Origin of the sequence: Wolbachia endosymbiont of Wiebesia pumilae, from assembly GCF_017869285.1 — a bacterium.
In the GTDB taxonomy this organism is placed as follows: domain Bacteria; phylum Pseudomonadota; class Alphaproteobacteria; order Rickettsiales; family Anaplasmataceae; genus Wolbachia; species Wolbachia pipientis.
In genome coordinates this window covers 827,677-840,273 of record NZ_CP054557.1, presented here as the reverse complement: position 1 = coordinate 840,273, position 12,597 = coordinate 827,677, and the positions used below count along the sequence as shown (strand labels likewise).

General features: G+C 34.5%; 8 protein-coding genes. All 8 read left to right on the top strand.

Going from position 1 to position 12,597, the window contains the following annotated elements; translation table 11 throughout:
• Positions 1-77 precede the first annotated feature (77 nt).
• The 8 genes from rseP (at position 78) to surE (ending at position 12,578) form a co-directional block, all read left to right on the top strand.
• Positions 78-1,196, top strand: coding sequence for an RIP metalloprotease RseP (rseP, locus tag HUB92_RS04365; RefSeq protein ID WP_010082085.1), 1,119 nt, complete (start codon positions 78-80; stop codon positions 1,194-1,196).
• 8 nt (positions 1,197-1,204) lie between these two features.
• Positions 1,205-3,541 (top strand): outer membrane protein assembly factor BamA, encoded by a 2,337-nt coding sequence (bamA, locus tag HUB92_RS04360; RefSeq protein ID WP_209472494.1) that lies wholly within the window; start codon positions 1,205-1,207, stop codon positions 3,539-3,541.
• Positions 3,542-4,093: an OmpH family outer membrane protein gene (locus HUB92_RS04355; RefSeq protein WP_209472492.1), complete on the top strand. Its 552-nt coding sequence runs from the start codon at positions 3,542-3,544 to the stop codon at positions 4,091-4,093. It abuts the gene before it with no gap.
• 4 nt (positions 4,094-4,097) lie between these two features.
• Positions 4,098-4,529 carry a 3-hydroxyacyl-ACP dehydratase FabZ gene (gene fabZ, locus HUB92_RS04350; protein ID WP_010082082.1) on the top strand — a complete coding sequence of 144 codons (432 nt, stop codon included), beginning with the start codon at positions 4,098-4,100 and terminating at the stop codon, positions 4,527-4,529.
• A gap of 45 nt (positions 4,530-4,574) precedes the next feature.
• A complete protein-coding gene (locus HUB92_RS04345; RefSeq protein ID WP_209472490.1) occupies positions 4,575-7,436 on the top strand; it encodes an FAD-dependent oxidoreductase in 2,862 nt (953 codons plus the stop codon).
• A 303-nt stretch (positions 7,437-7,739) separates the two neighbouring features.
• The gene (locus HUB92_RS04340) at positions 7,740-9,299 is read left to right on the top strand and encodes a proton-conducting transporter transmembrane domain-containing protein (protein WP_038228212.1); all 1,560 of its coding nucleotides are present in this window, start codon (positions 7,740-7,742) and stop codon (positions 9,297-9,299) included.
• Complete coding sequence (gene ffh, locus HUB92_RS04335) at positions 9,284-10,627, top strand: signal recognition particle protein (protein ID WP_095742798.1); 1,344 nt, start codon at positions 9,284-9,286, stop codon at positions 10,625-10,627. The genes HUB92_RS04340 and ffh overlap by 16 nt, the downstream gene beginning before the upstream one ends.
• A gap of 1,198 nt (positions 10,628-11,825) precedes the next feature.
• Complete coding sequence (gene surE / locus HUB92_RS04330; protein WP_010081939.1) at positions 11,826-12,578, top strand: 5'/3'-nucleotidase SurE; 753 nt, start codon at positions 11,826-11,828, stop codon at positions 12,576-12,578.
• Positions 12,579-12,597: the final 19 nt, after the last annotated feature.

Below are 12,597 nucleotides of genomic sequence, written 5' to 3'. Positions count from 1 at the left end.
TAAAAGTTAAACTAAATACTTGTCAAGCGAGGCGCATTTTAATATACTTAACATTTTGTTAAGATCTAAATATACAGGTGGAATTAATTTCTAATCTTATCCATCAATTTAGCGATGGAATATATTATTTTTTATCATTTTCTTTAATAATTTCTGTCATAGTATTCGTGCATGAATATGGGCATTATGTTGTTGCCAAAGCATGCAAAGTTAAAGTTGAATCTTTTTCCATAGGTTTTGGTCCTGAAATTTTTGGTTTTAACGATAAGTCTGGAACTAGATGGAAATTAAGCGTTGTTCCATTGGGTGGTTATGTTAAAATGCTAGGAGATACTAATGCAGCGAGTGTCCCAGCTGATCAACAAGAATTAACGGAAGAAGAAAAATTGTATTCATTTCATACAAAACCGCGTCATAAAAAAGCAGCAGTAGTTTTTGCAGGGCCTTTTGCAAACATGGTATTTGCTGTTATAGCTTTTACAATATTTTTTAGCATAGCAGGTTATTATCGCACTCCACCGGTGATTGAAAATGTAATCGAAGGTAGTGCAGCTAAGCAAGCTGGTTTGTTGCCAGGTGACACTATTACACAAATCAATGAGCATAAAATAAAATACTTTGAAGATATTTCACGTGTGATAATGTCGAATCCTAAAACAAGAATGGAGATTGAGTATAGCAGAAATAATGAGAAGCACAGGACCAGTTTAACTCCATTAATAATCAAGGACAAAGACGTTTTTGGCAACACAATAGAAAGAGAAACTATAGGGATTATTTCAGTCAATACATTAAAGCAGTCGTCTTTTCTTGGGGCTGTGAGCTTATCAGTAAGTGAAACTTACCACACTATGTGCTTAACGATTAAAGCTATCTTTCAAATTATTGTTGGTAAGAGGAGTGCAAGTGAAATAGGTGGACCAATAAAAATCGCAAAATATTCAGGACAATCAGCTAAAAAGGGATTTATTATGGTTCTATATTTTATGGCAATCATTTCAGCTAATTTAGCTGCAATTAACTTGCTGCCAATACCACTGCTAGATGGTGGGCATTTATTTCATTATATCATAGAAGCGGTTATACGTAGGGATTTAAGCTTGAAATGTCAAAAATATGCAGCTATTTTTGGTGCTTTAGTGTTGTTTTTGCTTATGGCAACTGGAATGTCAAATGATATTAGGGATCTTTTTTGAAATAAAATATGAAAAAGCTATTTTATATACTGGTAGTGGTTTTTATTTCTTTTCCTGCCCTGCTTGTTGCTTTAGGAACTGCGGAAAAAGTGCAGGTGAAAGATGTCAAATGTATTGGTAATGAGAGGGTAAGCAACCAGACAATAGGGTTCTATATAAAACTAAAATCTGGTGATTATATAAACGACGATGATATAGACTCAATTATAAAAGATCTATATAAAACAAAGTTATTTGCTAGTGTTAATGCTTACATAGATGATAAAAAAAATTTAGTAATAAAAATTCAAGAAAATCCACTGATTAACAAGGTAGTGTTAAAAGGCAATAAGTTATTTAACAGCAAAGAGCTGCTAAGTAATGTGATTCAATCAAAGTCGCTAACTATTTTAACTGAAACAAAATTGCAAAACGATTTAGTGAATTTAGTCACTACTTATAGAAATAACGGTAAGATTGGTGTTAAAATTGAATATGACCTGAATAAGCTTGATGGCAATAGAGTCAATCTAATTTTTAAAATAAAAGAAGGCAAAACCTCTAAAATTAAGGATATAAGATTTATAGGCAACAAAAACTTTTCTGAAAATGAGCTAGAGCAAGTTATCAAAAGACATAGTAATGACATATTTAGTAAGTTATTTAGAGCTATTTTTAAAGGCGGAAATCATTATTCACCGCAATATCTATTGATTAACACAGAATTGCTCGATCATTTTTATTCATCTAAAGGATATATTCAAAATAATATTCAACCAATTGTTGAGGTTGATAATAACAATCAAACAGAGTTAACTTTTTTGATTGACGAAGGACAGCAGTATTTATTTGGAAATAATGAGGTTAATATTGAAACTGAAATTCAGGATTTGAGCCTAAAAGAAGAAATATTGGATTTTATAACAGAGGAAAACGATAAGATATTTAATAGAGTTAAAATTAATAATACAGTAGAAAAAATAAACAAATATTTAAATGAGAAAGGATATATATTTGCAAAAGTTAATCCAGAGTATGCACAACGTGACAATGTTGTAGATGTAACCTACAGAGTGCTGCCGGGTAAAAAGATTTATATAAATCAAATTACAATTGATGGTAACGATCGCACTTTAGATAAAGTGATCAGAAGTAAGCTAAGTGTAGCAGAAGGTGATGCGTACAATATATCTGAGATTCAAAAGTCACGTAAAAAACTAATGAGTAGTGATTTTTTTGAAACAGTGAAAGTAAATAGTTATGCAGTTAATGATAATACAGTAAATCTTGACTTAAGTGTTAAAGAAAAAAACACTACTTCGTTGTATTTGGGAGGAGGTGTGTCTCTTCCTGGTGGAGCATTGATTAAAATTGACCTCAAAGACCGTAATTTATTTGGTACTGGAAAAGAGCTCTCTTTTGCTCTTGAAAAAAGTCAATACGTATTTTCTACTGATTTAGAGTTTGTTGAAAATAATTTTAACGATTCTGATACGTCACTAGGCATTGGTGTATTTTATGAAAAACAAGATAAACCAAACACTACTTTTGATAGTTGCGATATGGGATTTTTTACAAAGTTATCATATAAAGTCACAGAGAACTTAACTAATTCCCTTCGCTATTCTTATAAGTATAATCATATACACATGGATAATAAGGGTGGACAAGACACCGATATCTCTGAAATAATACTGGACCGAAAAGGTAAACATCAGATTTCATCAGTGGGATACACGTTGGCATATAATAAACTGGATAACCTCTATACTCCAAAAGAAGGGTATTTACTGCGCTTAAGTCAGGATATTTCAGGATTGGGAGGAAACGTGAATTTCCTGAAATCTGAATTCTTATCTTTTTATACGCACCCTATATTAAGCAAAATTGACGATGATATAACGCTACGCTTTAAGATGGCGGCAGGTCATATTTTTTCTTATACTGATGAAAATCTAAACATTGGCCAGCACTTTTTTAAAGGGGGTAATGAGATTAGAGGGTTTGACCTTTCCGGTATTGGACCAAGAGCAGAAGACAAAAATAAAAGCTCATTAGGAGGCAAAACTTATTTTAATCTAACACAGCAAGTGGATTTTCCTCTACCAAAACTATATGACTATGCTGGTATCAAAGGCTCACTATTTGTTGACTATGCAACACTTTTTGGCTTAGATGATAAAAATAAGAAGTATGAAGGGAAATACTATGATAGCAAGCTTGTGAGAGTGTCACCAGGTTTTGGCTTTTCAATGCTTTCTCCTTTTGGTAGACTTAGATTGGATTTCGGGTTTCCTTTAGTAAAGGAATCTTATGATATAATACCATCACCAAATGTTAAATTTTCTATTGAAGCGGGGATTTGAATGAAATATATACAGTTATTTATATCAGTTATTGCCTTAATTATTTCCTTATTTGTGGGGTATAAGTTTGTAGGATATCAACCTCAGAACACAAAGGCTGCAATTATCGATAGTGACAAAGTCATCAATGAATCTCTTGCTCTGCAAAATATACAACAACAAATAAAGGAGCAGAATTCTAGATTACAACAAGAATTTGAAAATGAGTTAGAAAAACTTAAGCCATCAAAAGAAGAATTTGACCTTTTGTCAGAAGAAGCAAAAAAGGAAAAGACAGGACAATTTAATAAGCACACTGTAAATGTTAGAGATAATTATGCTAAAAAAATGTTACATTTAGAAGAAAGCTATAGAGAAGCAGTAGAGAGTGTTTTTAACAAGATAAAAGAAGTCGCTAAAAAAACGGCAGAAAAAAACAACATAGATTTGGTACTATTTATTTCAAAAAAGAACCAAGTTTTATACTCCATGGATGAAGTTGATTTATCAGATGTGGTATTAAACAATATAAACAAGGAAATACCTGAATTTGCTTTAAAAGGCATTGAATAGACTTATGCAATTTAATATCAGTGATATTATAAAAACACTACCACATTCTTATCCGTTTCTCTTAGTAGATAGAGTTATAGAGTGTGATCCTGGTAAAAGTATAAAAGCAATCAAAAATGTGACTTTCAATGAGCCATTTTTTATTGGCCACTTCCCTGGTCATCCGATAATGCCAGGAGTCTTGATAATTGAATCTCTAGCTCAGGCATCTGCTATATGTGTTCTAGGTAAAGAAACAATAGAAAATAAAGTTGTTTACTTGAGATCCATTGAAAATGCAAAATTCAGAAAGCTAGTTACTCCAGGGGACACATTGATTCTTCAAGCTAACATTCAAAGTGTGTGTTTAGGTGTATACAAATTTAGGTGTATTGCATCTGTTAGCGAAGAAAAAGTTGCAGAAGCAACAATCTCAGCAGTATTGCAAAATAAATAAAATCTTCATCTGTAAGAAACAGCATGTACACTTTATAGTATAGCAATGAAGCTGAATTTCAAAATCTCATTTTCGAATCTATATACTCGCAATGGATTAACAAAATTAGATGAGACATTTTTGAATTATATTAAATCATGTGATGAGAGCTTGTTTTGTTCATTAATTGAAGCAAGAGAAAAAGCAGCTTCTTCTTCGATGTCATCCCAGTGTCACCCCCCGTCATCCCAGTGCTTGACACTGGGATCTAGAAAACAAGAAGAACGGTCAGCTACTTGGATGACAGATAGCCAGCTCATTATAGACCTTTCGTACTTACTTGATGGATTTATTGCAAAACTTTTCAATATTGAAAAAGAAATAGAGGAGCTAAAGAAAAAGCACAACGACTTTGCTGTAATATATAAATGCAAAAGGTTATTTGTCCAACGCTATGCATTGAAGAAATACACTAATGTGGCGAATATAAATATTACTAACAAACTAAGTCCTTTTCTCACTTTGCCAACAACAGAAAAAAATTTCGCTGAGCAGGTGATGCATTGGTTTGAAGATAAAGAAAATCACAAAGAGGAAATAGAACTTGCGGTACAATATGCAGCGTGGAGAGTGAAAAATAAACAGAGCATATTATTTAGCATACATAAAAAAATTGACCACGAAAACCTCATACCATTTTCTAAAAAAGAAGTAGACAAAGTTGAAGTGCTGTATTCAAATGAAGTAAAAAGACGATACGGTTTTGACCTAACAAGTGAAAAGGCTAGTTTAGATAAAGCATTGGATAATGCTCACTACTGCATATTTTGTCATAAGCAAAGTAAGGATAGCTGCTCAAAGGGGCTAATTAATGATGACAATACTTTCAAAAAGTCTCCACTTAGAGTTGAACTGCACGGCTGCCCACTAGAGCAGAAAATATCAGAAATGAATCTGGTGAAAAGCGAAGGGTACAGCATAGCAAGTCTTGCAATTGTGATGATAGATAACCCATTATGCGCGGCTACTGGACACAGAATATGCAATGACTGCATGAATTCGTGCATATATCAAAAACAAGAACCCGTAAATGTGCCAGCAATTGAAACAAGGATTCTGGATGATGTGCTCAGTTTACCGTACGGATTTGAAATATATTCTCTGCTCAGCCGTTGGAATCCTTTAAATTTTCAGCGTTCATTGCCAAGAGGAAACACTGGAAAAAACGTTCTAGTTGTAGGCCTTGGTCCTGCTGGTTTTAATTTAGCTCATCATTTGTTGAATGATGGGCATAACGTTATTGCCATTGATGGACTAAAAATTGAGCCTTTGATCGATAATTTCCAGCTAATTAAAGATTTCAAACACGAAAAATTGAGTGAACGCACGGCAGGAGGGTTTGGTGGGGTGGCAGAATATGGCATTACTTCTCGGTGGGATAAGAATTACTTAAAGATTATTAGATTACTGCTGGAAAGACGTGAGAATTTCGTACTTTATGGAGGCATTCGTTTTGGTGGCACGATTAATGCTGATGACGCGTTCAACTTGGGTTTTGATCACATCGCCCTAGCACTTGGCTCTGGTAAGCCACGAATGATCAAAATAAAAAACATACTAGCTCGTGGAGTACGCATGGCATCTGATTTTCTGATGTCGTTACAACTGACTGGCGCTCTTAAATTTGATTCTATAGCAAATCTGCAAGTTCGTATGCCGATAGTTGTCATAGGGGCGGGGCTTACTGCGATTGACACTGCCACTGAAGCTTTAGCGTATTATCCAATTCAAGTAGAAAAATTTCTTCTTCGTTATGAGATATTAGTTGATAAGTATGGAAAGGACTGTGTTGAAAAAGATTGGACAGAAGAAGAGCGCGAAATTGCGAATGAGTTTATATCGCACGCACAATTGATCCGAGAAAAGCAAAAGTTAACAAAAAAAGAGAATAGAGAAATAAAAATATTAGAGTTAATGCAGAGCCTCGGGGGAGTGAAAGTTATATATAGAAAAGAGCTAAAAGATTCACCGAGTTATCGATTAAATAGCGAAGAGGTGCAAAATGCACTGTCAGAAGGAATTTACTTTATTGAAAACTTAGAGCCAGTTGAAGTTGTGACGGATAAATATAACCATGCTGAGTCAATAAAACTGATAGACACAAAATCCGGCGAAATCAAACGTATAAAAGCACGTTCTATTTTTATAGCAGCAGGTACTGAGCCAAATACAGTTATTGCAACAGAAGATAAAAAGCATTTTAAATTAAGTAATGGGTATTTTACTCATTTGAATTCATCAGGAAAAGAAATAGACCCAATATTTTCTCCTAAAATGCAAAATAAAGATAGAATATTAGTGTATAAGCAAGGCAATAAAACAATCAGCTTTTTTGGTGATCTTCACCCTTCGTATAGTGGCAGCGTCGTGAAAGCTATGGCAAGTGCTAAAAACGGCTACCCTATTATTTCTCAGCTTTTGAGTGGAGTTAATAGCTTCGTTTCTGTCATTCCAGTGTGTGATGTTGTGGGCCAGAAAAAAAATGCGTGGTCAAGTGTTGAAGACCTGGCTAATAAAGAATTATTTAATAGAATCAAAGAGCAATTCACTGCAAAGGTTATAAAAGTTCAATATTTAACAGACAAAGTTGTGGAAATAGTGATCAAAGCACCACTTGCGGCAAAGAATTTTAAGCCTGGGCAATTCTTTAGATTGCAAAATTTTGAAACCAATGGCAGAAAAGCCAATAATACAAACCTTGCTATGGAAGGTATAGCCGTAACCGGCACTGAAGTAGACAAAAAAAAAGGAATTATTTCCACTATTGTGCTGGAAATCGGCGGCTCCACTAATTTATGCAGACACTTAAGAGAAGGCGAGCAAATAATTCTTATGGGCCCAACTGGCAGACCTACTGAGGTTTACTAAGTCTCAATATTAAAGTGATGCCAAATTTTATTTCAAAAAGTAAATAATTTACTAACGCTCGTGCACAAATTAAAAATAAATTATGCACGAGTGTAGCGTTATGAATTAGGAGTGCTATATTAAAGCTTACCTCACTATTAAAGCTATCGGTCAGATTAGATTAAAAACCTAATCTGACCGGTTTCTCTATAACCCTCTAAACTCTGATATAATTATATGATAATTAGTTTAATTAGTGGTTAATATGCAAATTGATTTTATTCATATATTGAGATAGCATAAACCATATTGGTTTTAATTATTGTGCAACTTTATAAATCGTCACTGTTACTTCTACTGACTGTATTAATAGTTATAGTCCTAAAATTACCTGAAAATTTGAGCATTGCAGTAAATTGGTCTCTCCCAATTCTAGATTTTGATTTATCTTTTCGTACCATACTAATATCTTTTTTATCAGTTGCATTTTTAGCTGTTCTACCAGCACAAAATTTGACTTTTTCAGAGATGCTATCTTTTGCTGCTTACACTATTAGTTCACTTTATGCAGTTTTATCTGAACATATGATATTGGTTATAATATTCTGTGAATTAATGACCATCAGTGCATTTTTTATTATCGCAGCTAGCTGTAGAGATAGTGGACCTGCAATAAGGTACGCTTGTGTACACTTTTTCGTTGGAGTTATATTAATAGCAGGATTGGCACTTCAAAGCACTAACCTGATAATTTTGGGTTTATTGATAAACTGCGCTTGTTTTCCTTTTTCATTTTGGGTTGTTGATGCATATCCTGCTGCATCGCTACATGGCACCACATATCTCTCTTTATTTACCACTAAAGTCTCTTTTTTAGTGATGCTTTTACACACTTATAACCTATGGCAAGATTGTACTGAAATATTAGCGCTTGTAGGCGCCATCACTGCAATTTACAGCATTATATTTGCTTCTCTTGAGCAAAATATTCGCAGATTTTTATGCTATAACGTTGTAGGACAAATGGGCTTGCTGATTATTGCAGGAAGTTTGCTCAGTCCTTCGGAAAAAGCAATACCAATTTTGATACTGCATATAATCTTCTCTCTTGTTTATCAATCATTATTGTTTGTGGTCAGTAATTCGATTATTTCACAAACAAAAACAATTAGTTTTAATGGAGTGGGTAAACTGATGTCAGTGGAAGGCATGTGTGCTATAATCGCAATACTTACAATGGCTGCATTTCCTGGAACCGTTGGATTTATCAGTAAATCATATATCACAGCTGAAATTGAAATGAACACTGTTGCCTTAAAAGGGTATAAAAATTTATATAAGCTTCTAAATTTGCTGCTTCATTTAAGCGTGGGGCTAAAGTTTCTTTATTACTTATTTATTGCAAAAAGTAAGTCAAAACCTTTAGCAGAGAGAGGAAGCAAAATGACTATGATTATTTTAGCATTTATATGCGTAATCGCTGGCAATCCTTACTTACCTATTTACAATAAACCTTCGATTTTCGATTTTGTGTACAACACAAAAAATATTTGGTCGCAATTTAATTTATTACTATGTACCACTTTATTGTTTATTCCTTTACGCAAGTTATTTTACCCGAGAGTAAATTTTAAAATGGATGTTGATTGGATTTTTAGAGCTTTCATACCCTATATTATCTTGCTGTTCAATCAGTTAGTCTCTAAAACTAGAGAAATGTTTGCCAGCGTAGTGCAAAACTTGACTAATCCACTTGTTGGTTTATACTTTAATAATATTACTAAACTTAAAGAAGTGCTGAGTTATAACTCAGTGAGTTTTGTTTCAGCTTCTTCTCTCTTTTTAATGAGTATTCTACTAATGCTATTATGTTTAAATCGTTAACTGAAAGTTTAAATTCTGTATTTAGTAAACTGAGAGGAAAGTCAATCATTTCTGAAGATGATTTTAATCTTGCCATGCGTGAAATACGCATAGCCTTAATTGAAGCTGACGTTTCACTTGAAGTTGCAAAAAAATTCATCAACGACATTAAAGATAAAGTGATTGGGGAAAAAGTCATAAAAAGTGTTTCTCCAGCACAAATGATAATTAAAATTGTACAGGATAATTTAGTTGCAGTTCTCGGATCAGAGAAAAGTGACTTAAATCTAGCAGTTAAACCCCCTGCTGTGATTATGATGGTGGGCTTACAAGGTGCAGGTAAAACAACTACCTCAGGAAAGCTTGCTTTAAAACTAAAAAAGCAAAAGAAAAAAGTGATGCTTGCCTCTTTAGACATTTATAGGCCTGCTGCCCAGAAACAACTTGAAGTGCTAGGTAAACAAATAGATGTGCAAACTTTACCTGTAGTAATAGATGAGAAGCCCATTACAATTACAAAAAGGGCAATAGCAATAGCAAAGAACGATAATTATGATGTATTAATACTAGACACTGCAGGCAGGCTTCATATTGACAATAATATGATGAATGAGTTGAAAGCCGTAAAGGAAATAGCTTCACCTGCAGAAGTTATTTTAGTAGCCGACGCAATGATAGGCCAGGATGCGGTCAACATTGCCAAATCATTCAATGAGGTAATAGGTGTAACCGGCATTATTCTCACCCGTGTTGATGGTGATGCACGTGGTGGTGCTGCTCTTTCTATGAAAATGATCGCCGATTGTCCAATTAAATTTATTGCTTGTGGTGAAAAATTAAGTGACCTCGATGATTTTTATCCCGATAGAATTGCAAAAAGGATACTTAGCATGGGTGATGTTGTCTCATTGGTTGAAAAAGCTGCTGAGATTGTTGGTCAGGAAGAAATTGATAAGTTACAAAAGAAAGTGAAAAAAGGTAAATTCGACCTAAACGACCTAGTGGGAATGTTAAAAACTCTGAGTAAAATGGATGGCATTAGCAACATAATGAAATTCATTCCTAGTTCATTTACAAAAAAGCTAAGTAGCAGTGTGCCAGATGACAATAAAGTGAAAAAATATATAGCCATCATAAACTCAATGACTGAAAAAGAAAGGCAAAATCCAGATATTTTAAATGGCAAAAGAAGACTTAGAATTTCTAAGGGGTCCGGAACAACTGTAACTGACATTAATCTTCTAATTAAGCAGTATAATCAAATGAGCTCTATGGTAAATAAGTTCAGTAAAGTTGACCATAGTAAACTCAAAGAATCTGATTTGATGGATATGCTAAGCAGAAAGTAAGTCAGCAGGTAGTGGAATGAGACAAATCATCAGTAAACCTTTAGCTATATCAAAAGCGGCTTAGGTCTCGCAAAAAAATTTACAGCTTCTTGCTAGCCAAGAAATTTATTATTAATTTTAAGAAATACTATAGCTGACCCAAGCAACACGTCATACCGCAATTCATTCGCGGTATCTCATCCGCTAACAAGCAGCGGGATACTATCTACACCGTCATACCGCGATTCATTCGCGGTATCTCATCCGCTAACAAGCAGCGGGATGACGAGTTACTATACCGCTGCGAACCGTCATACCGCCGTGGTATCTCTAGATCCCGCTAACACGTAGTGGGATGACGATTGTCAGGGTAGCTGTCATCCCAGTAGCCTCTTTCTCTTGTCATCCTAGTGCCCTGACTACTTGGATCCAGGAAAAAGAATGGTGTCATGAAAGTAGCTGACACTGGTCTCCATCCAAAAGGGTGTCATCCGAGTAGCTTGACTACTTGGATCCAGGAAACTTAATTGCAAGTAATGCATTGGGTTTGGTGAGTATGGGTTTTGCGTTATAGAATGAAGCACTTTTTGTGAATTTGTAAAGAAAACTGGATCCAAGTAGTCAGGGCACTGGGATGACATCATCCTTTTTTTTGGATTCCAGACTGGAATGACAGCAGTCCTACGTCATACCGCGATTCATTCGCGGTATCTCTAGATCCCGCTAACAAGCAGCGGGATGACGGTTGTCGTTTAGCTATAAATATTTAAGAAATTTACTAAACAGAAAAAAAGGCAAAAGAAACCCTAGGGTAGCTAGTTATTCACTATCCATTTTTTAAGTTGGCGTTTTTTTATGTTTTAAACGCTTTATAAGCGCGTTTCAGCTTATGTAGGTAGAAGTTTGATAAAGACATAAGGTGCACATAGTGCAAAAAATTAAACATGAGACGCCAGATACGTGAGTTTTTTTGTCATTTAATCTGTACAGAGAAGATAAATAAATAGCTTCAGTTTCATGATAAGGGGGCTGGCGGAGTTTGTCAAGTAAGTTTTTTCGTTTCTATTGTAATGACAGTTATGGCCTGTGCAAGAAATCTATTGATTTACAGCAGGTTCTTTGTTACAGTCCACAGTTATGCAAAGAAACTTAAAGCCTCATGAGTTTATTTACAGCCAGTGGTTTACATAATTTGGAGCTGTATAGCTGAGTATTGTATATGATAATATTGATAACAAACGATGATGGCTTTGGAAGTGAAGGAATAAAATTACTCAAAGAGGTTGCACGGAATTTTGCGTCAGAAATATGGATAGTGGCACCAGATACTGATAGAAGCGGAGCTGCAAGATCTCTTGATTATCCAGTGAAACAATCTATTGGAATAAAACAACATAGTGAAAGGGAATTTAGTGTGTCTGGTACTCCTGCAGATTGTGTCATTATTGCGCTAAATAAAGTTATGAATAAAAAACCAGACTTAATATTGTCCGGAGTAAATATTGGATCAAATGTCGGGGACGATATTTGTTATTCAGGAACAATTGGTGCTGTAATGGAAGGTGCTGCAAGGTCTATACCTTCTATTGCGCTAAGCCAAGTTTATCATGATAAAATAGACTGGCACAATACAAAGGTTTTTGCACCAAAGGTTATTGCCAAGCTAGTTAAGGTTGGTTGGCCTAAAAACATAGTGATGAGTGTAAATTTTCCTGCTACGGAAAAAGTAAAAGGAGTAGAATTTGCTGAACAAGGTGAATATAACATTGATGGGGATTTAACTTTTACTGAAAATTCGAATGGCTCTTTTAGCTTAAATTGGTCTCGAGAGCACTCAGGCAGTGGTAGTATAAATAAAATAAAAGAAGGATTTATTACTATTACACCGGTAAAATTAGATTTTACAGATTATGATACTTTGAATACTATGAAAAATTCTTGTGCAGACGAATTTTCTTCTATAGCTGACTGAGAAAAACATTTGCATTGCT

Coding starts and splice junctions, on each gene's coding strand:
- bamA (WP_209472494.1), top strand. CDS start 1,205: ATGAAAAAGCTATTTTATATACTGGTAGTGGTTTTTATTTCTTTTCCT.
- HUB92_RS04355 (WP_209472492.1), top strand. CDS start 3,542: ATGAAATATATACAGTTATTTATATCAGTTATTGCCTTAATTATTTCC.
- fabZ (WP_010082082.1), top strand. CDS start 4,098: ATGCAATTTAATATCAGTGATATTATAAAAACACTACCACATTCTTAT.
- HUB92_RS04345 (WP_209472490.1), top strand. CDS start 4,575: ATGAAGCTGAATTTCAAAATCTCATTTTCGAATCTATATACTCGCAAT.
- ffh (WP_095742798.1), top strand. CDS start 9,284: ATGTTTAAATCGTTAACTGAAAGTTTAAATTCTGTATTTAGTAAACTG.
- surE (WP_010081939.1), top strand. CDS start 11,826: ATGATAATATTGATAACAAACGATGATGGCTTTGGAAGTGAAGGAATA.